Origin of the sequence: Streptomyces sp. NPDC088097 (assembly GCF_044741845.1) — a bacterium.
Taxonomy (GTDB): domain Bacteria; phylum Actinomycetota; class Actinomycetes; order Streptomycetales; family Streptomycetaceae; genus Streptomyces.
This window is the reverse complement of record NZ_JBIUTJ010000021.1, coordinates 74,225-93,768: the sequence shown is the minus strand read 5'-3', so window position 1 is coordinate 93,768 and position 19,544 is coordinate 74,225. Positions and strand designations below refer to the sequence as shown.

Annotated in this window: 19 protein-coding genes; 5 read left to right on the top strand and 14 right to left on the bottom strand. The window is 68.6% G+C overall.

Features of this window, described 5'->3' with window-relative positions; genetic code table 11:
• Window positions 1–524: 524 nt before the first annotated feature.
• A complete protein-coding gene (locus tag ACIOD1_RS33280) occupies window positions 525–944 on the bottom strand; it encodes an ankyrin repeat domain-containing protein (RefSeq protein WP_401906762.1) in 420 nt (139 codons plus the stop codon).
• A gap of 60 nt (window positions 945–1,004) precedes the next feature.
• Between ACIOD1_RS33280 and ACIOD1_RS33275 the strand changes: the two genes are divergently transcribed.
• Window positions 1,005–1,922 carry a hypothetical protein gene (locus tag ACIOD1_RS33275; RefSeq protein ID WP_401906760.1) on the top strand — a complete coding sequence of 306 codons (918 nt, stop codon included), beginning with the start codon at window positions 1,005–1,007 and terminating at the stop codon, window positions 1,920–1,922.
• A 167-nt stretch (window positions 1,923–2,089) separates the two neighbouring features.
• On the opposite strand, the gene ACIOD1_RS33270 is transcribed toward ACIOD1_RS33275, so the two are convergent.
• Window positions 2,090–2,293, bottom strand: a complete 204-nt coding sequence (locus tag ACIOD1_RS33270; RefSeq protein ID WP_365629910.1) for a hypothetical protein — start codon at window positions 2,291–2,293, stop codon at window positions 2,090–2,092.
• A 91-nt stretch (window positions 2,294–2,384) separates the two neighbouring features.
• The gene (locus tag ACIOD1_RS33265; protein ID WP_401906757.1) at window positions 2,385–3,452 is read right to left on the bottom strand and encodes a hypothetical protein; all 1,068 of its coding nucleotides are present in this window, start codon (window positions 3,450–3,452) and stop codon (window positions 2,385–2,387) included.
• Window positions 3,453–4,373: 921 nt separating this feature from the next.
• Between ACIOD1_RS33265 and ACIOD1_RS33260 the strand changes: the two genes are divergently transcribed.
• Window positions 4,374–4,769 (top strand): hypothetical protein, encoded by a 396-nt coding sequence (locus ACIOD1_RS33260; RefSeq protein ID WP_401906754.1) that lies wholly within the window; start codon window positions 4,374–4,376, stop codon window positions 4,767–4,769.
• A gap of 375 nt (window positions 4,770–5,144) precedes the next feature.
• Here ACIOD1_RS33260 and ACIOD1_RS33255 read toward each other — a convergent pair whose 3' ends face one another.
• Window positions 5,145–5,492, bottom strand: a complete 348-nt coding sequence (locus ACIOD1_RS33255; protein WP_401906752.1) for a MerR family transcriptional regulator — start codon at window positions 5,490–5,492, stop codon at window positions 5,145–5,147.
• An 850-nt stretch (window positions 5,493–6,342) separates the two neighbouring features.
• On the opposite strand from ACIOD1_RS33255, the gene ACIOD1_RS33250 reads away from it, so the two are divergent.
• Window positions 6,343–6,687 carry an STAS domain-containing protein gene (locus ACIOD1_RS33250; RefSeq protein WP_401906749.1) on the top strand — a complete coding sequence of 115 codons (345 nt, stop codon included), beginning with the start codon at window positions 6,343–6,345 and terminating at the stop codon, window positions 6,685–6,687.
• Here ACIOD1_RS33250 and ACIOD1_RS33245 read toward each other — a convergent pair.
• The 3 genes from ACIOD1_RS33245 to ACIOD1_RS33235 form a co-directional block, all read right to left on the bottom strand.
• The gene (locus ACIOD1_RS33245; RefSeq protein WP_401906746.1) at window positions 6,622–8,514 is read right to left on the bottom strand and encodes a hypothetical protein; all 1,893 of its coding nucleotides are present in this window, start codon (window positions 8,512–8,514) and stop codon (window positions 6,622–6,624) included. The two genes, ACIOD1_RS33250 and ACIOD1_RS33245, sit on opposite strands and share 66 nt — an antisense overlap.
• Before the next feature lie 410 nt (window positions 8,515–8,924).
• Entirely contained in the window at window positions 8,925–9,455 is a 531-nt protein-coding gene (locus ACIOD1_RS33240) for an AAA family ATPase (protein ID WP_401906744.1), read from the bottom strand.
• A gap of 1,054 nt (window positions 9,456–10,509) precedes the next feature.
• Window positions 10,510–10,683, bottom strand: coding sequence for an Rv0909 family putative TA system antitoxin (locus ACIOD1_RS33235; protein WP_401906741.1), 174 nt, complete (start codon window positions 10,681–10,683; stop codon window positions 10,510–10,512).
• Window positions 10,684–11,361: 678 nt separating this feature from the next.
• Here ACIOD1_RS33235 and ACIOD1_RS33230 point away from each other — a divergent pair.
• Both ACIOD1_RS33230 and ACIOD1_RS33225 read left to right on the top strand, forming a co-directional pair.
• A complete protein-coding gene (locus ACIOD1_RS33230; RefSeq protein ID WP_401906738.1) occupies window positions 11,362–12,054 on the top strand; it encodes a hypothetical protein in 693 nt (230 codons plus the stop codon).
• A gap of 92 nt (window positions 12,055–12,146) precedes the next feature.
• The gene (locus tag ACIOD1_RS33225) at window positions 12,147–13,250 is read left to right on the top strand and encodes a terpene synthase family protein (protein ID WP_401906735.1); all 1,104 of its coding nucleotides are present in this window, start codon (window positions 12,147–12,149) and stop codon (window positions 13,248–13,250) included.
• Between the two features lie 175 nt (window positions 13,251–13,425).
• Here the strand turns inward: ACIOD1_RS33225 and ACIOD1_RS33220 are convergent, their stop codons facing one another.
• The 7 genes from ACIOD1_RS33220 to ACIOD1_RS33190 all read right to left on the bottom strand — a co-directional run bounded on the left by ACIOD1_RS33220 (window position 13,426) and on the right by ACIOD1_RS33190 (window position 19,288).
• Complete coding sequence (locus tag ACIOD1_RS33220; protein WP_401906732.1) at window positions 13,426–14,559, bottom strand: terpene synthase family protein; 1,134 nt, start codon at window positions 14,557–14,559, stop codon at window positions 13,426–13,428.
• 150 nt (window positions 14,560–14,709) lie between these two features.
• Window positions 14,710–15,729, bottom strand: a complete 1,020-nt coding sequence (locus ACIOD1_RS33215; RefSeq protein WP_401906729.1) for a polyprenyl synthetase family protein — start codon at window positions 15,727–15,729, stop codon at window positions 14,710–14,712.
• 199 nt (window positions 15,730–15,928) lie between these two features.
• Window positions 15,929–16,630: a hypothetical protein gene (locus tag ACIOD1_RS33210; RefSeq protein WP_401906728.1), complete on the bottom strand. Its 702-nt coding sequence runs from the start codon at window positions 16,628–16,630 to the stop codon at window positions 15,929–15,931.
• A gap of 408 nt (window positions 16,631–17,038) precedes the next feature.
• Complete coding sequence (locus tag ACIOD1_RS33205) at window positions 17,039–17,536, bottom strand: hypothetical protein (RefSeq protein ID WP_401906725.1); 498 nt, start codon at window positions 17,534–17,536, stop codon at window positions 17,039–17,041.
• A 107-nt stretch (window positions 17,537–17,643) separates the two neighbouring features.
• The gene (locus ACIOD1_RS33200) at window positions 17,644–18,114 is read right to left on the bottom strand and encodes a hypothetical protein (protein ID WP_401906722.1); all 471 of its coding nucleotides are present in this window, start codon (window positions 18,112–18,114) and stop codon (window positions 17,644–17,646) included.
• A complete protein-coding gene (locus ACIOD1_RS33195; RefSeq protein WP_401906719.1) occupies window positions 18,111–18,758 on the bottom strand; it encodes a hypothetical protein in 648 nt (215 codons plus the stop codon). Before ACIOD1_RS33195 ends, ACIOD1_RS33200 begins: the two co-directional genes overlap by 4 nt.
• Window positions 18,759–19,042: 284 nt before the next feature.
• The gene (locus tag ACIOD1_RS33190; RefSeq protein WP_401906717.1) at window positions 19,043–19,288 is read right to left on the bottom strand and encodes a hypothetical protein; all 246 of its coding nucleotides are present in this window, start codon (window positions 19,286–19,288) and stop codon (window positions 19,043–19,045) included.
• Window positions 19,289–19,544: the final 256 nt, after the last annotated feature.

Below are 19,544 nucleotides of genomic sequence, written 5' to 3'. Positions count from 1 at the left end.
CCAGCGCGGCGCGCTGGGGAAGAGACCCGGTTCGCTGCGCTCACCGGAAGGCCGGCCCTTCGGGCCGGTGTCCTGCGCTTCGCTCCGGACTGGTTCGGGCTTCGCCCGAACCGCCTGCTACGCAGGCCGGCATGACCCCGTTTCACGGGGTCCGGGCCTTCGGCCCGTTGGGTGGGTCCGCTCCGCTCCCCCGCCCCGGGTCCTTCCGGCTTCGCCTCCAGGACCAGCCCGCTGACGCGGGCAGCCGGCTACAAAGTGCATGCCGCCGGTCGGCAATCCACGGGGCCGGTTCTGGCGAGCCGGTCGGGACCGGCCTCATCGCTTCCATCGCTCAAGATCGTCGTTGAGGATGTACCCGTGACTAACCGCATCAGCGTTCTGATCTCAGCCTTGACCGTCCCCGCCAGCTTCATAATGTTCATAGTCGGCATTCAGCAGTACCGAGCCGGCGCCTCAGTCCTGTGGCTCATAGGCGGCTCCCTGTTTGTTCTCAGCTCCGTGTACACCCTCGTAAAGGATGTACGTCACCTCCGCACAGAGCCGAATGCCTGACGAACGACAGCAACGCATCCCCACGCCCGAGAAGACCACACTCCCCTCCGCGGACGACCGACGCCGGTTGAAGTGATCCGGGTGATGAGGCGATAGGCGATGTCGTGACCGTAAGACTCGGCCAGGTCGACCGCAGACCTCCTGCCTGTCGGCTGGGGTCGAGGATCGGCACCGTAGGCCAACAGGATCACCGTAAGCCGGCTGTCGATCGGCTCTCCGGACTGGAGTGCCGAGTCCCCTTCCAGGTCGATGGCGTGCTCCAGGAGAGTCATCCCGCAGCACACCTCGTCGACATCGGCACCTTCCTCAAGGAGACGAGTCAGCGTGGCGTGATCGCTCGACTCAACCGCCTGATGCGCGGCAGTCCACGAGCTTTCGGGAAACCCAGTCATTCAGGTAGCGTAGATCTCTTCGGGCACCCTAGGGGCCTGGAGTCCATAAGGTGAATGCCGATGACCCTTGGCGAACTGCCCGTCGCGTGGAGCCTGCCCACCGAGGACGCCCAAGCCGGATGGCGAGCTCTGTGGTGGAGCGTCGGACCGGACAGCGAACTCGCAGTGATGCTGGTCCACGAACGAAACCTGCGCCGCTCCCCGCACATCAAGGGATGGGTCGGATGGAGCGTGCCAGCCCCGTGTGACGGCATACTGATCGTGGTCTCCAGCGGGGTGGAACGCCGGACAACAGTAAAAGGCATCACCGAGTGGACCAGCCACCTGGCCCTGCTCTCCTGGTCACGATTCCTGCTGGCCTCCGGTCGTACGCGTCGCGGGCAAAACGGAACCTGGGAAAGAAACGCCGTCGTGTACTCCCCCGGGGGATACCCGGTGAGTCACTTCTGCATCGGTGACGACATCGACTACGTCGTCACCGACCGCACCGACGGCATCTGGACCTCGTACGGCGACGAGGGCATATACGGGCACCATCCGCAGAGCAGCGCCGGCCTGGCCCGCTGGAACACCGACGGCGCCCACACCTGGAATCCCCAAGGACGACTTCCCGTATGGCCTCTCGGCGGAAGCGCAGCCGCCACCGAGGAGGCAATGGTTTGGCTCGCCTGGTACAGCCACAAGGGTTCCTTCCTGTCCCGGGTCGATCCCACCAACGGCCAGGTCACCAGCTACCGCAACCCCCTCAAGGACACCGACGGCATCGCCGTCCGCGGCACCCGGATGATCCTCACCCACCGATTCCACAACCGGCCCGACATCGAACTCAGCCGCGCGGAACTCATCGACGACACCTGGGTAATCACCACCCAGGAAAAACTCCACCTACCAGGGCCCGTAGTCATGCGCTGCGCCCAAGGCCGCGACGGCAACCTCTGGCTCCGCGGCGGCGACACCTGGACACGAATCGAAGCCTGAACCAGGCACCGCTTCGCTTCGTACTGGTTCAGGCTTCGCCCGAACCAGTACGCTCCGCGTGCTGGGCTGACCCCGTTTCGCACGGTCCGTGCCATCGGCACGTTGGGATGGGTCCGCTCCCCCACCCGGTCCGCGGACGCCAACAGCGATAAGGGCGGCGGGGGGGGCTAACGGGTACCTCCAAGGAGCGCCGTGGCCGTTTCCAGGTCGATCGCCGGGTCCCCTGTCGCCTCGACTGCGGTGATGAACTCCTCGAGCTGGGCCGGGGACATCCGATGAGACAGGCCCTCTCGGAGCTGAGTGGTGTCGAAGTGGGCGTCCTGGTCGTATCCGTAGAGGTCGGCCAGGAGTTCTTGCGGGGTGGGTTTCACTGGGACAGTCCTTCTTCGTGGAGACGGGGGCATTCGGCTCCGGGGGTGCTCCGCTCCCCCCGGGGCCGGTTCCAGCCGGGTTGCCAGCCAGCTACTGCATCAGCTCGATATGAGGGTGCTCCACCGCTGCCGGGCAGATGTAAATCTGCTGCGTGACACAGTCGGCTATCTGGACCCTGGTCGGATGCTGCATATCGCGGCGATCACGAGGGGCGCAAGAAGCGGCGGCTTGGTCTTCGTACGGGATCCAGCTTCCGTTGCCGGCATCCCATTCGGAGCTGGTGATGGTCAACAACGGCTCCGTCTCGGTGCCACAGACCGAGCAGGGCCGCGGAGTCGGGTCCGCGTACCCCCACATGGGCCAGCCTCCCACCTTCCAACCCGGAGCACCCGACAGATGACTCCCATAGTCCGACTCCGGATAAGGCTCGTAACCGCCTTCCACGGCGACAGCGGCCGCCTGCCGGATACTCCAATCCTCGATCCGGTCTCGCAGCTCCTTGCTCAAATCCGCCGGGTTCGGGTACTCCCTGACCTGCTCCGGCGAAACCACGCACGGCTCCGGGACATACTCCTCGACCACCACCGGCGGCTCAGGAGGCGATACGAGCACCTCCGTGACAGCGGCCGCGGACCGCCAGACCACCACGCTCCTGGGCATGTAATGCTCCGGAGGGTGATCGAAGGGACACCACAGCACCTGGAGCAGATCGACCCCGGCCCTGCCCGGCGGGCACGGCACGGGAACGTCCCGCAGATACAACTGGGCCAAGGGCACCATCGCGACAGGACCATCGAGCCACGAGCCGTCGAGCCACGTCTCCTCCGAGTCCAGCCGGTCCCGGACCGCTCGCTCCTCGGCCGTGTAGTGCGGAGGGTGGGGATCCCCATCCGGGAACGCCGCCTCGCTCGCCCGGACACGCTGCTGCAGACGCAGATCAGCCAACGCGATATCGCTCGTACTCTCGTGCGGGAGATCGCAATACGGCCACGGCTCATCAACAGGCCACAACAACGGCCCACCAACCGAACTGTCATGCCACGTGACCGGCCCAGGACGAGGATGCAATCGGATCGCCGTGCGAGCCAACGGGCCCAGTTCAGGGAAAACCGCCGCGATATCAAACGGCCGCGGCGGAGTAGTACGAACCACATTCATAGCAACAATGCTGCCAGCAACCCCTGACAACCACGTCCCCCAAGCCGGGACCCCCAGCGCTGCGCGCTGGGGAAGAGAGCCGGTTCGCTGCGCTCACCGGAAGGCCGGCCCTTCGGGCCGGTGTCCTGCGCTTCGCTTCGGACTGGTTCGGGGCTGCGCCCCGAACGGCCTGCTTCGCAGGCTGGGGTGACCCCGTTTCACGGGGTTCGGGCCTTCGGCCCGTTGGGCGGGTCCGCTGCGCTCCTCCACCCTCGGGTCCTTCCGGCTCCGCCTCCAGGACCAGCCCGCTGACGCGGGCGGCTGACTGCCGAGTGGGGTTGCTCTTGTTGGCACACCGGGAGCTAGGAGGGAGGCGTGGCGGAGCGGACAGGACCGGATTCGAACCGGCGTCAGTCCCCCTTGAAGGAGGGCGCGTCGACCACTGCGCTACCTGCCCCCGCCGCCATCAAGCACAAGCTACCCCACCCCTGCCACCCCCGGTACAGGGTTTCCACACGAGCCGCTTCCGGGCATCGTCACAGTGCATCGCATCATCGGATGCGCTGTGTAGCATCCCGGGGAACACTACTGTCCCGGCAGAGCGTGTATCTATAAAGATTGAGAAACCGGCTGCACGCAGCCGGCTGCGACAGGGTGGAGTGGACGAGTCCGAGGTAGCTCTGACCTGCCGGTTGCGGCCCGGACAGGCCCCGAGGGCAGTCATGATGAGGTCATGGGACAGACCATGGTCGTCGCCGTGTGGCCCGCCGACGTCGACCGGCTCGACGCCCTCGTGGACGCACCCAGAGTACCGAAACCCGGTGGCAGGCCGCCGCCGAGCAGGATGCCGGGCTGCTTCGCCTGCGGGGCGCGGACCGGCGCCAGGCCCTCCCGCGGATCCGAGCCGAGCGGGACCGTCTTCGCGAGGACGGCCGCCACCGGGTGAACCGGTGGCGGGCCCTGGCCCCCGCCCTTCGCACCGAGTTGGAGCAGCGCGGCTTCTGGCGGGAGTGGGAGCCGATCCCCGACGGCGCCGCGCGGGCCGGGCAGAGTCTCGGCGGGATCGGCCCGCACGGCGGGGCCGGGCTCACCGGCCGGCTGTGCGTCGTCCTCCCCGACCTGCTCGCCATGCCCCTGACGCGCGGGGTGTACTGGACCAACCTCCCCCACGTGACGGCCCTCGAAGCCTGGACCGACCACTGGGGCACCGCATCGACCGCCCGACGCACCGCGACCCCCGAAGCCCTGGACGAACGCGCCCAGCTCGCCGCCCAGATCGTCACCACCGGACAGATCCTCCGCACCACCCTCGAACACACCCTCCAGAGCAGCCCCTGAGCCCTCCCCGGACCAGAGTCGGACATCCCGTACGGCTCCGTTGGGGCCGCAGACCGGACCCTGCCCGCAGCGCGGCTACATCTCATGGCCGGCGAGGACCCGATCAGCCAGGTAGTGAGGACAGGACCGGTCGTGCCACGTGACGGTCCATCCCCGATCCGACACGGCAAGCGTCCGCGCGTGCCCCATACCGGGCACTGCAAGGCAATGCGGGCAAGCAACCGTCTGTGGTGCCGTCAACTCCATCACGACCCGGCTCCTTCCCACCACCAGGCTGACACAAGCCGCCGGCCGGCACACGGCAACCCCACCAAGCGTTCAAGAACGTCCCTCTCCGCCGCGAGGACCCTCACGACGAGCGGGTTCCCACCGGTCTCAGGCCGCGGCCCCCGGCTTGGCCGCCGCCGCGGCGCGGTACTTGGCATTCATGCGCTGGGCTTCCTCCAGCTGGTCCTCCAGGACCACGATCCGGCAGGCCGCGTCGATCGGGGTGCCCTGGTCGACGAGCTCGCGGGCACGAGCGGCGATACGGAGCTGGTAGCGGGAGTAGCGGCGGTGACCGCCTTCCGAGCGCAACGGGGTGATCAAGCGGGCTTCTCCGAGCGCGCGGAGGAAGCCCTGGGTGGTACCGAGCATGGCGGCTGCCCGGCCCATCGTGTAGGCGGGGAAGTCGTCGTCGTCCAGATGGCCGCCCAAGGGGCCGGTGGGGGTTTCCGCTGTCATCGCACCTCTCTCACGGGAACGCGTGGAGGGGCCCTGGCGCCTATGGCACCAGGGCCCCGAAGGAACTGCTACACCATCTACCGGCCCTGTACGTGCGCCGGCCTTCTGTTTCCGCTCAACCGACCTGAGCTCTGCCGGGCGCACGGGGATCGCGGCGCTTGACCGGAGACCACCTCACTCACGATGTCCTGCGGTACCCGAACTCGCGTGGCGTCCGGGCGATCCTGATGGCGCTACAACCCCTCCGTTCATCCCTCGGATGATCAAATACCTACCGCTGGGAACTGCGTACTTCTTACTGCTCGTGGCCTGACCGAGCGCCACTCTTCGGCAGCCAGCCCCGTCGCCTGTCCTGCGTCCGCTCTGGCTTAGAACCCCACTGCCGAACCTCCCGGTATGGACGCCCACAATCGACACCCTCACCGAGGTACCGCGAACCGCTGATACCGCCTGTGGCGGCCCCTGATCACCGCGGGCCACCCGGTCCGATGATCAGCCCCGTCGCCGTCCTGCAACCACCCTGGCTTCGACACTCCACCACCGCACCGCCCTGCGTACTGCAACAACCTCTACCGCATGTACTGCTGCCCGGCAGTTCGTCTCTGCCAGGCCCTGCTGTCTCTCTGGGCTACGAGAGAAACCATAACCACACCACCCACCAATGTCTACTCCGGCCAAGACAGATTTTTGGCTGCTCGATCGAGAGGTATTCGACCGCCAAGGACCCCGGACACGTGTCGCCATGAACAGGACGAGGTCGGAAGGTCCCGGATCGGCTCGGGGGCGGGCCCGATACAGGGCCGGGGCCGATTACGGTCCTTGCAAGGACCATCAACCACCGGGGGGAACGATGAACGACCACGACCACCCACCACAGCCCTTCGGGCCCGAGGCGGAGCATGTTCTGCGTCTGGCTCGCGGCGAGCTGGGCCTGGACTCCGGCCGCGCCGTCGGAATCGACACAGCCCTGCGGCGCGCGGTCACCCACCCCCACAGCACGGTGATCACGGTCGACGTCAGCGAACTCGCGTTCTGCGACTCCAGCGGCCTCAACATCCTCCTACGCGCCCGCCTCACCGCCCTCACCCACGGCCACACCCTCCACCTGAAAGCACCCACCCCCCAACTCCTACGACTGCTGGACCGCACCGGCACCAGCACCCTCTTCATCCTCGACACACCGCCCCCGGCCTAACCGGACACGCCATGCGCCCCGACCGGAGCCTGCCGGAGCGGACCGGCCACCAGCTCGCCGCTGCCTGCCCCTCAGCACCATCCGCCTCCCCCTACCTCGTGGTTCTCCCCGGTAGACACCGGGCCCAGTGCCCGCCTCGCGGGCCGGGGCTGCTGGACTTCCTTCGAGGGCGCCATCAGCGGCCCGGCCGCAGGCGCGGCGGGCTGCGGCCGGTACACGGCACCCCGATAGAAGGTGGCCACGCCTGCCGTGCCGCCCCAGGACCGTCAGGACGAAGTCCGCCTGCGCCAGACCAAGGTGGCCCGCCCGCCAGGCAGCCGCGAGCAGCACGCCGGACAGCAGCGGCCCTCGACAGCGATCCGGTCCCGGCCGGACAGCGCCCACCAGGCCTTCCGTACACGGTCCGTCCACGCCCGCAGGCCCCGCCTGCGGCGTCCGGGTGTGGGAGCCGCCCCAGTCACCGCGCATGCCCCGCGCCCCTGGCCGGTGCGGCCTGCTGCCGGTGGGCGGGAACGCGGCTTCCGTCGGGACCTGCTGTCCGGGGGCCGGCGCGGCGGGCGGGGTGGTCGAGCAGGAACGAGCGGCCGTCGGGGAGACACGGTCCCGAGACGCGGGCGCGGCCGGGGCCGACGGCGGTGTCGTCAGGGAGTGCAGGGTCGCGTCCACGAGACGCCCGACCATGGTGGAGGACCGACCATCCTTCCAGGAGGTGTCGGTCCCCAGACGGGCCAGGTGCGCGGCGAGGAGACCAGTGCCGCCTTGGTCGCGGATCCGGTCCATGCGCGCCGCGAGCAGGGGCCACGGGCGGGAGCCGACCAGGCGACCCGCTTCCGTCTCGGGCAGAACGTCCTTGACGACGCCGACAATCGCGGCGTGCGCGAGCCGGTTCACGCCGAGCTGCTCCAGCGCCTTCGGCCGGCCGCCGAGGTCCAGGTCCCGGGGCACGCTCAAACCCTCGGTCAGCGGACCCCAGGAACGCCTCGCATCCAGGCTGGCGGGTGGCACCCACGGGTCGACACCCTCCCGCACCGGCGCGGCAGCGGCGGCCGGGGTCGGGGCGGGCTCAGTGCCCGGAGCCGAAGCGGGTGCGGGGGCCGGTACGCGTCCCGCCGCGGGCGCGGCCCACGGGTCGTCGACACCGCCCCTGCGCGAGGCCAGGCCGTCCCGGGACAGCGGCGCGACAGCACCGGGAGCAGCAGGGGCGGGGGTGGCGGTGGGCGCCGGGGCGGGAGCGGGTGCCTTGGCGGCGGCCGCGGTGGTGACGGCGGCGACGGCCTGGTCGACGCCCGCTCCGGCGGCGTGGGCGTCGAGGAGGATGCGGGCGACGTCGATGCCGCGGGCGTCGAGTTGGCCCATCGCGGCCGCGATGTCCGGCCAGGCCGGGGAGGCGAGGATCGCGTCGCGCACCAGGACTTCGGGGATCGTCGCCTTCAGGAGGTCGGCCCAGCGGTCGGTGCCCTCCGCCTTCGTCCGGGCCGCGTTCGCGATGACGGCATGGTGCACTGCGGCGGTCATGCGGCCCATCTGCGGCAGGAACGTGCCGAGGTCGACGCCGGCCTGCTGGAGGCCGACGAGCTGGCGGGCCATCACCGGCCAGTCCGCGCCCTGCATCAGCTCGGCGAGGATGTCCTCGCCCAGGACGCCGCGCAGCTGGTCGACCGACCAGCCCGGGGCCATCTTCTCCGCGTCCTCGCCGAGTTCCTCCTCCTTGCCCGTGAGGCGTTTCTGGGTGGCGCGGCCGCCCCGGCCGAGACCGCCTTCGCGGACGCCGCCGTGCTGCAGACCGACCTGTTGACCGGGCCGGCCCCGGCGGAGGTCCTGCGCCACCACTACAGGCCTGGTCCGGCCCGGCGCGCTGGCCGCAGCCCTGGCTATCGGCTCCGAACTGCGCACGCAGCACGACACCCTGACGGCCTCGATCCTCACCGACCGGCCACTGCCCCGAGAGGAGACGGCCAGATCGAATGGGCCTTCGCCATGGCCCGGTACGGGACGACGGATTTCCTACCCGTCACCGGGGAACGGCTGCCCCTGCCACGGTGACACCGGCTACGGAGCAACGGGGCGGACGTGGATGCCGGGGCGAGATCTGAGCGGATGGCACAGTGACGGCAAGAGCCGCCGAGGTTCGATTGAAGATCGTAAAGGCTGGTCGGCTGGTCGGACCGGCGGTCACCACCGGGCCGGAGTACGTCGGCCGCCTCGCCGTCGATCCGCACTGGACCGTAAGGGGCCTGCTATCCGGCGGTGAAGGCCCGCCGCACGTCGGCGCCGAGGACGGCCAGGTCGGTGGGGCGGGTGGTGTCAACCCTGATGACGGGCCCGACCTCCAGCGGTCTGTCGTACTCGGCCAGGACATGCTCGGGCAGGCTGCGGATGTGGACGGGGTGGTGGCCGGAATCTGCGGCCCGTGCCGTGAACCGCCGAGCCGCCTCCGGGAGCGGGCAGTGGCAGTGGACCTCGACCACGTCTGCGGCCAAGGCGGCAAGGCGGGGCCGGGTCTCGGGATGGCGCGGAAGGAAGTTGGCCTCGATCACCGCAGCCGGGCAGCGCGCGGCCAACGCCCAGATGAGTTCCATCGTCGCGGCGCCGAGCCGGCCCGACGCCGCGAGCGCGGCCCCGTCCGGCGTGCCCAGGCAGTCGTGGAGAGTCTCCTTGATGTGGTCCTTGGACAGCAGCGGGAAGCCAAGTTCCAACGCCAGTGGTCCTGCCAGGGTGCTCTTCCCCGCTGCGGGGGCTCCGGTCACCATCACAATCCGACGCTTCACGTTGTCGATCATGCCAGGCCCCGCCCTTTCCAGCCGCAGAAACCGCGTGGCGGTGTGGTGGGGGTGGGACCGGAATACGAGCGAAACGTGCCACGCTCCAGCGGCCAGGTAAGTGCTTGATCCTGAGGCGACATGACAAGTGGCTGGTTGGAAGGCCAGTGTGAGCAGGCCAGGAGGCGGTCTTGATGTCAGATTCTCGCGTACGGGCTGAGGCATTCAGCAGCGCGGGTTGCAGCGATCCATGACCCACGATGCGGATCCGCAGCCGAGGCGGGGCACGAAGGATGTCTGGGGCTGGCCTAGCCTCGGATTCGGGCCGCTTCTCGGGCTGCCGACCACCGCACGTAGGGGATGCCGCCAAGCAGCCCGGCCGCGACCGCGCCTGATGCCCACATGGCGACCGTCGCCGATTCCCTGACGGGGGCGGCGGTGTCGAGCCCGACGGGAACTCCCGCCCAGAACGCTGCGGACAAAGATGCGACGGCACCGCCGACGCCGAGGGCCCGCATCAGGCGGCCCGCCGGGGTGCCTCGTGCTCGACTGGGCTCACGGTGTACCAGCTCGAATCCATTGAGTTGGTCCTTCCCCTTGTTCGCCGGTGCCGGGCTCGCCGTTGCACGTGCAGCGGCCGGAGCAGCGTAGCCGCCATAGGCCGTGGGTCCGGGAGCCCCACCAGTCCACCACCCCGCCAGTGCCGTACGGAACAACGCCCGGCAGCACGAAGGCCCTGACCGCTCGGGGCAGGCCAGGACCTTCGCATACCTCGGGGGAAGCTGACGCGGCCCCGACGCGAGAGCGCGGAATCGGGGGCCGCGAACTGCACCGGCCCGACGTGGGGGTCCAAACCGGTGCACGCGTCACAGGGCTCAACGCCCCGCCCACCCGCAAGGACACGTTCCGCGTCAACACAAAACGCGCCCCGCCTCCCGCCTCCTTTATAGGTCGTCGGAGCGGGCGTGACCGGCGCCCGGCTCCAGACGGCACAGCCCGCCACGCCCCCGCCTCATCGGTCGGACGGCGGCGTCCGGAACCCAGGCGGCCGCGCCTGGACGGGCTATTTGCTGGGGTCGTCGTCGATACCCAGCCCCTGCTCCGCCTGCTGCTGCGCCTTGTCGACCTGATCGGTGTACTTGTTACCGGTCTTCTCGTTGGCCTCCTCCTCAAGGCTGTCCGAGATCTCTTTCCCCTTGGCCTTCGCCTGGTCGCTGAACTTGTCGAAGACGCCCATTCGCTTCTCCTGTTTCTGTTGAGAGGTCGTGGACACCATGCATATCAGCGGGTGCGGCCGGGCGCGCAGACACGCGCCTCCTACGAGTGAACCGGCCGCTCGCGGGTAAGGCCGCAGCCGTGCGTCGGAGTCCGCCGCAGAGGTGACAACCGCCACCACCCCAACGCCAGTCAAGATCAAGTGGCAGAAACGTGACATCAGTCAAGATCGCTTGGCAATTGGTCAAGATCACCGGTCAAAGGACAAGCGGATCGGAGAAAGCGGCGGAGGGCATTCCATCCCGCGAGAACCGAACCGAACTCAGTCGGCCAGGCCGGGGAGGCGAGGATCACGTCGCACACCAGGCTCTCCGGCGTCGTGGACTTCAGCAGGTCGGCCCACCGGTCGACGCTCTTCACCTTCGTCCACGCGATGTTCGCGGTGACGGCCTGGTTGCCGCTTCACCAACGTGGAGGAGGAGATGACGCCTTTGCGCACGCCCACCCACATCGGGTGTCGAAACTGGGCCTCGATCAGATCCCCGTCGATGACCGTTCGAGTACCCGCCCACAACGGTGGGTGCTGAGAGTCCTGGCCCGGCCTGGCCTGGACGTTCGGCCGACCGGACGATCATGGTCATCCGTAGAGGCGAGCGGGCTCTCCGCTCCTTTGCGAGCAGTGTGGTTGCTGCCACCGTGGGTGCAGACCTTCATTCGTCGCAGCTTTTCCCATATGGCAGGCAGGCAGTGCGCGGCCTCCTACCTGCCTTCTCGCAAGGGATTCACAGTGCGTAGAAGATTTTTGATCGCTTCCGCGATCAGCGTGGGTGTCGTCGCGGCTGGTGCGACTCTGGCCGCCGCGGTGGGCTTGCTGGTTCCTGTCAAGGGCAGCGCGGTGTTCTGTCTGACTCCGGAGGCCGCTTCGGCGCTGTCCGCCCAGGGCGTGGGTCTGAGTGCCACCGCTCCTGCGGAACCCGACCTGTCCGGACCGACCCCGTGTGTCAAGGCCTTGTTCAGCGGTTCGGCCTCCGCTGACCTGGCCGATGGAGGCGCTCAGTTGCAAGGAGGCATGGCCTTCACTCGCGCCGGGTCTGTAGCCCGCCTGGAGCTCAGCAAGCTGACCGCCGATGTGCCCTCGCGTACCTTCAGGGCTGACGTCGAAGTCAACGGTGCACCGGCGGTCACCACCGATTTCCTTGGGTTCAGTCTTGACCCCGCGTACGTCAGCCTCTCCGGCTCCGGTGCCCGGGCCGTCGATGACCCCGCTGCGCTCTCTCCTCAAGGTGCCGCAGCCTTCAACCGGGCCTTCGGCACGGTGCCCGTCTCCTCCGGGAGTTCCCTCTTTCGCATTACGGCGGAGGCTGATTTCCTCAGCGGCCTGCCCGGATTCTGACGGCCCTCGACGGTGGCGAGCACCGTCGCCGGGCACGTCGACATCCCCCTACGCCGAGCACCCCAATCAGCTGTCGATCAACAGGACCCCGCATGACGAGCCTTTCTCCCAGCCCGTTGACGAAGAGCGACCCGGTCGATATCGCCAGTACCCCCCTCGGCCGGCCCATGACGGGCATCACCACACCTCTCACGCAGTACATGCCCTGGATCCGGGGGCATCTGACCCAAGGACGCAGCATCACGACCTATGACGCGCGTGATTTCCCTATTCCCGAGGGCACTCTGCGCTGGATTCGCGAGTCCGGGCTGTTCCGGGTGGAGGAACTGGAGCGGCTTGAGGCGTATGGAATCCCTCTGCTTGCGGGCGTCTGGTCCGGGCATCAGGGCCCCGACCTGATCGATGTGTTTCTTCGACCTATGACGTGGATTTCGGCGATCGATGACAAGATTATCGAAATGGGGCGTGCCGACGACGCTTACCTGCAAGCGTGCCCTCGTGCCCTGAGGACCGGTCAACTCCCGGCTGACGCCGATCTGTACCACATTGCAATCCGCGATATCCGTGACTACTTCATCGCCCGTGGGGCGGGCGGCATCCTCGACGAGCTTGCCGACGACATTGCGAAGTGGCTGGCCGCTACCCATGTGGAACAGCAGTGGCGTCACACGGGCGCCGTGCCCTCGGTGGGCGATTACCTCGCGAACCGGCAGGTCTCTGTAGGCGCGTATCCCGTACACACACTCCTGAGACTGACCCCGGACTCGCTTCCCCCTTCCGAGCCCGTCCCATCCCGCATTGCCGAACTGCGCTGGCTGGTATGCCGGCTCATCGGGCTCGAGAACGACATCTACAGCGCCCATAAGGAAGTTCATGACGGAACGGGTCTGACGCTGCTCGATGTGATCCAGCGCAACTACGGACTGGATCTGCCTAACTCCCTCGCGGCAGCCCTTTCCATCGGCTCCGCGCTACGGACCCAGCACGACGAACTCATCACCGCCATTCTCCAGGACCCCACCCTGTCGTCCGGCGCTCGACGATTCGCCGAACTATTGGCCACCGTTGTTGACGGCCAGATCGAATGGGCCTTGGGCAGCATGCGCTACGGCATGCAATCCTTCCCCCCAGCCGATGTGGATCTCCAGACTCTGCCGACCCAATCCCGGCACGGAAAGAGTTCGCCGCTCATCTGACCGAGGCCCGGGCTCCGGACACCCCCAAGGTGATCACGGATGTGGCCACCACCGCGGCCACCACCCACCCACGACAGCCAGGTCCTGCCCGCATCCACACACGCCGGCGCCGCCGCGGCCTGCTGCCCGCGGCACCTGGTCGACAGCGGCCACGGCTCCCCGCTCCAGGACTGGGTCAGGGGGTCTGCGTCGGCTGGGGTGAGCGGGCGTGGATGGGTGGGAACTGGGTGTAGTCCGGGTACAGAGTCATGGTGCCGCTCAGGGCGCCGTTCCAGTGGAAGCCGTCACCGTGGTAGCGCGGGGTCATGTAGCACCAGCGCTGGGTGGCGGCTTCGATCTGTTGCAGGGTGGCCAGGTAGGTGAGCAGGTCGCCGGAGGTGCCCAGGGGCGTGGCGGCGATCTGGGCGTAGAGGTCCAGAGCCTGTTCTTGGGACTCGGCCTGGTGGGAGGCGAGGGTGTCGACGGCTTCCTGCAGGGACAGTTGCTGGGTGCGGCGCAGGAGGCAGACGGCGTTGGTGTGGTCGCCGTGGAAGCACTCTTTGCGGAAGGAGAACAGGTCGCTGGGCAGGATCCAGCAGTTCATGATGGTGCGCTGGTATTCCTGGACCAGTGGATGGTTGAGGGTCTGTGGCGGGATCTCGATATCCAGGACGTATTCGGTGATGGTTGCGTAGCTGGTGCAGGCGGTGCTGTCCCGGCGGATCTGGAGGTAGGCGGGCAGGTCCAGGGCGCTGATGTCGGGCGTTTGCTGTTCGGTGGTCAGTCCGTCTTGCTGCCAGGTGGCGAACGCGGTGAGCATGCGGTCGAATGCTGCGGGTTCCAGGCGGCTGCGGATGCGTTTGAACAGGGCGCGTACGGCGTCGGGGGACCAGGCCGGCGAGGTGGTGGCCGGCTCGCCGAGGACCAGGCTCCACATGTCGTCGAGGTAGCGGCGGGCCAGTGGGGGGCGGTCTTGTTCGGGGATTCGCTGGTCGGACAGGATGTGGGTGAATTCGTCGTCGATGAGGAACCACCACTCGCTCAGCTGGCAGATGTCCAGCATCCGGTCTCGGTCCCCTTGCGGGTAGCCGGTGCAGATCATCAGCCCGGTGAGGCAGTTCAGACTGGCACGGGCCCGGTCGGTGTCGCCGGCATAGAGGCTTTGGACGACCCATTGCTCGTTGCTGCGGACGATGGCGTGGTAGTCGGGGTGGTAGTCGCAGGAGAAGCGTTGCGCCAGCTCGGGCAGGTGGAACTGGGTGCCCGGACTCAGGCCGGGACACGGCCGCGTTGTCGGCTGGCTGCGGGTAGCTTCCTGGGAGGGGGTCATGGGCGGCTCAACTCCTGGAGTTGCGTGTGAAAGGCTCGCGTTTACGGGCTGGACCGACGGGGCCCGGGCAGGGCCTTCGGGGCTGCCTGCAGTTTCGTCCTGCGGCCGTCGGGGAGGGCATCAGCGCCACGCCACATGCGCCCCGGGGGTTCACGTGGTGCGATGTTCGGCTTGTTCCGCGAGGCTGCGCAGGGAGTCGGCGGCGGCGGAGCGCAGCGGGTGACCGTCGAGTGCGGCCAGGGCCTGGCGGCGCCGGTCGGTGATCATCTGTTCGACGGCCCGGCGGGCCCCGGTGGCATCCAGGACCTCGCGGATCTGATCAGCGCCGGCCTCGGTCAAGTGCCGGTTGCCGAGCTGGGTGTGCAGGATCCGCCGCTGGAGGGTGGAGCCGTGCCGGGTCGCGAGGGCTACCAGGACGGTCTGCTTGCCGTCGCGCAGATCCTCCAGGGCGGACTTCCCGGTCTGCCGCGGGTCACCGTAGACGCCCAGCAGGTCATCCCGCAGCTGGAAGGCTTCGCCCAAGGGCAGCGCGTACTCACTCAGAGCGCGCAGTTGCCGCGGGGCCGCGTCGGCCAGGACGGCCCCCAGGAGCAGCGGGCGTTCCACGGTGTACCGGGCGGTCTTGTAGCGGATGATCCGCCAGGCGGGGGCCGGGTCTGCGGGGCTCTGTCCGGTGGCGGCGAGGTCGAGGTACTGACCGACCAGGGTCTCGATCCGGAGGGCGTTGAAATGAGGCCATAAGGTTGCGGCCTGGGGTGGGGTGATCTCGGGGCTGTTGAGGAGTTCGTAGGACCAGCCGAGGGCGAGGTCGCCGAGCAGGATTGCGGCGTTGGTGCCCAGCAGGTGTGCACGGGGATGGCCGGGGTGAAGGCCGGCCAGTACATGTTGTGCCGTGGGTTTGCCCCGGCGGATCGCGGAGTCGTCCATGACGTCGTCGTGGATGAGCGAGAAGGCGTGGAACAGCTCCAACGCGGCCGCTGCCCTCCACACCGCCACGGGCGGCGGACGCCCGGTGACCGCGTGCCAGCCGATGACGCACAGCAGCGGGCGGATCCGCTTGCCTCCCGCCGTCAGCAGCCCGCGCAGCAGGCCGGTGAACAGCGCCAGCTCCGGCAGGTCACCCACCACGCGTTCCTGTGCGGCCAGAAAGTGGTGCAGGACCTTGTCCACGGCCACACGGACGGCAGCCGGGTCCAATGGGTCAGCAGGCAGAGCGGCACGAACTGTCACAGGGTTCCCCTTACTGAAGGCTGCCCCGTGTCGTCCGTTCGGGCAGCATCACCTGTGGAATCCCGAGTCCACGTTTATGGGCCACGGAACTCCGGCGCGACCGCGCGGGCACGCGGTCGCGCGGTCGCGCCGGTGGGGATCAGGAGGTATTGGCGTTCACGGTGTAGGTCAGGACCACGCATCCGTTTACGCCCGTCTTGCCGGGTGTGGAAGGTTCCTGGGCGGAACTATCCCCGCCGGAGTTCCCAGCGCCTTCCCCTCCATAGGCACCGCTCCCGGCCCTGGAGCAGGTTTTGAGATACAGCGGGATCTCAGCCCCGGAGCCGCCGGTAGTGGGGTTGTACCTGCCTGCTTCCTCGCTCGGGCGACCGTCTTTGCCCCGGGTTTTCTTGATGTCGCTGCCCCCCAAGCACTTGCTTGACTCCGTGCCGCCGCCCTCTCCTCCAGGACTGCTTTTGCCACTGGCCCATTGGCCAGAGGCGTCGCCGCCTTTGCCGCCCTCACCGTTCAGGGCGTATACGAAGATGCCCTCGCCCCGCATGTAGGTGGCGGTACCGCTCCGTCCCTTGCCGCCGTCGTTGTCCTGGCCCTTTCCGGCCGTGCCGCCCACGCCGCCACGGGCGACACTGATGCCGATCGTTCTTCCGCTCTTGACGGCGAGGAGGCACGACACCCCGCTGGCGCTTCCGCCTCCACCGCCCCCGCTGCCGCTCAGGTACCCGTTGTTGTTGCCGCCGCCCCCGCCTCCTCCGCCGCCGCCGCCCACAGCCTCGACGCGGATCTGGCTGACACCCTTGGGTACCTTGAAGGCGAACTGGCCTGGTGATGCGTACGTCTTCACTGTCGGAGCGGGCGCGGCTGCTACGGCAGCAGGCAGCAGCAATGACGCGACTGTTGTCACGGACACCGCAAGCGCGCACCGCGGCCCGGTAGATGGAACGAATCCCACGAGTACCTCCCTGAAGATCGATTCGGGCACAGCGTAGGGATCCGTCCACGCTCCGCCCGGGGCGCCATCAGCGCGCGGATCGATCTTTCCGAGAACCCCTCGAACGGCCGGTAGGAAGTAATGTTTCTGCACGTCAAACGCCTTCTCGCCAGGGAGGGCGGGGCTGCACGGGCGTAGTCCGTCGCCAGCCGCAGCACCGCCTCAGGAGCGAAATCTGGCTCCGGCGGCGTCGGAATGGAATGGGGCAACCGGAAGACGCGGCGGGGGTGTGCGCGCCGCCCGTGCCCTCTTTGTGGCCGACTAGGAAAGCGCAGGCAGGACCTTGAAGCTTGCGTTGGCGGCGAAGAGCTGCCCGCCGGCGGGAATGGGGCTGTTGGTGAACTGCGCGGTGAGCGCGTCGGCACCGGCCTGGGTCAGCCTCAACGGCAGGTCCTTCGTGCTGACCTTGGACAGGGACAGGTCGACCGTCGCTGCGGTGGAGGTCATGACATCGACCCTCTTGCCCTGGTGGACTGCGCTGTATGTGCCGGTCCGGTCGGGAGCGAGTGTCGCGCTCGGGTCTGCGAACTCGGCACGCTGGGCGCCGCGGTGGAAGGCGAAACCGCCCTTCACCGATCCGGTCAGGCCCGTCAAGTCGGTGTTGATCTGCCCGGAGGCCAGGACTGCCCGCATGCACTGGTGCCCGCCCTCCGTGACCAGGGTGGCCGGGGCGATCCCGTCCAGCTCGATGTCTGCCTCACGCAGTGCCGTCGCCGAGGCATCGGTGAGACAGAACGTCAGCGGGTCCCCGGTTTGCAAGGCCTCAAGCCGATACGAGCCCGTCAGACCCGCTGTCCGCCCCTACTCCCCGCGCACTTCTGCTATCGCCCCGCCCACCACGGCCGGCTGCTTTGCAACGCCCCAGGTCAGTTCCCGGCGAAGAGGATGCTGGCGACCTTGTTCTCATTGAAGTTGTTCCTGTTGGCGACCCCGGAGAGACCGGAGTCCTGGGTAAAGCTGGTTGCGACACCACTGGTGACCTGTACTTCCGGGCCGTCTGCGGGTACCACGTCGGCCATGGCGGGGGAGCCGAAGATGCCGGCCAGAACGCCGCCGATTCCGACGACCACGGCTGTGGAACGCATGCGCATGGGTAACTCCAGGTCGAGAAGAGGAAAGCCGAATCCCCCAATCTCAGCCCCCCGATCACGTGGGCCTCGGAATTGGACCAAACTACGGCGCGGCGCCACGCCGCCTGCTTGACGGTCCGGCTGGGCGTTGTTGACGGCGATGTTCGTCAGGGCGCGCTCGGCCAAGGCGGCGATGCTCAGGGAGGGATTGGCGCCGGCGGCATTGCCTGACAGGAGGAAGCCGTCGGTGACGTAGAGGCCCTTCACGCCCAGGATGCGGCCGTCCAGGACAGCTGGCCCGACCTCGCTGACGCCCATCCAGTGCCAGCAGCACGCCCGACGTCCTGGCCCCGGTACAGGTCCACGGCGACTTCGCCGCCCCGGGCCTTGCCGAAGTCGACCACCGCCGTCCGGGCCGGGGTCAGGAGGGTACGGGGGAGAAAGTGGTCCAGGTCGGTGCGGCGTAGGCCGAGGCGGACGGCGGCCTGGTCGGGGCCGTAGAGGGTGTGGCGGTCCAGGAGGGCGGGCAGGTCGCGGCGGCGGGTCAGGGCCGTGACCTGGTCCACGTGCACGACCGGGGTGTCCATCGGACCCTCCAGGCGCAGCAGGGCGCCTGCCCGCGTCAGATCCCCGATCATCCGGGCCGTCACCGCCGGGCGCAGTGGTGGAAGGGGGTCGCCGAGTGCGGCGGTCAATCGCTCGGCCGCCGTTCGCGCCGACGTCGACACCAGAGCGGCCCGGACGCCTTCGGTATCGACGGCCGCGACCGTCGCCGTCGACCACCGGTCGGGGGCGGCGTCCGGCGGCGGCACCAGGCCGATCGCCGCCGCCCACCGCCAGGCCCCCACCGGCACCTTGAGCCGGGCCGCCGCCCCGAACACGTCCAACGCCACCGCTTCGCGCATCGTCATGAAACGCACCCCAAACGCACACCACGACCCGACCATCGAGCCGTGCCCGAAAGATGGCGATAGATCCCGAATCCTGTCAAGTGTCTTTCTAATAGAGCGAGTTGGGGCGGGGCCGTTGGATCCGCGCCCGCGTAGCGCGAGACCGACGGTCACCCGGAAGGGTGAACCGCGGTGCGCCTCGACGAGGCGGCGGGGTGGGGGTTCGCACCGGTCGGCGCGAACACCCACCCCGCACCCCACAGGGGCCCTCGATGCCCCTCGGGTCGTCGGACCCGCAGGGGTGGCTATCCGTGCGCGCGGCCGTCTCGGCGGCTCCGCAGGGCCACGTCCGTGACGACCCCCAGGGCGCCGATCACCTCGGCCCACTCCGGCGCCCAGTGACTCGCCACCCTCTCCGCGACGGCGAAGGCCAGCGGCACCCACGCGCCCCGACGGGTGGTCGGCGGCCGGGACGGGACCGCGCCGGGGGCGGCGTCCCGGGAGGGCTCCGACTCGTCGGCCGGCTCGGGGGTGATGCATGTCGTGGGCATGACAGGTCTCCTCGTAAGAGAGTGCGGTCACCACCCCGGACGGGGCGATAGCCGCACTTTCGAACGCCGAGGGGTTAGCCCCGCAAGTCCGCCAAAACCACAGCTCAGATACCTAGGAGGTCAGGTCACACACGGGCTACACCATCACCCCCCAAGCCCCGCAACCCCCGAACCCGACTTTCTCGCACCTCTTTTCGGCGTGTTCCGTGACACCGAATGTTGAGCGCGTGCCATCGAGGTTTGATCACCTGCGGGC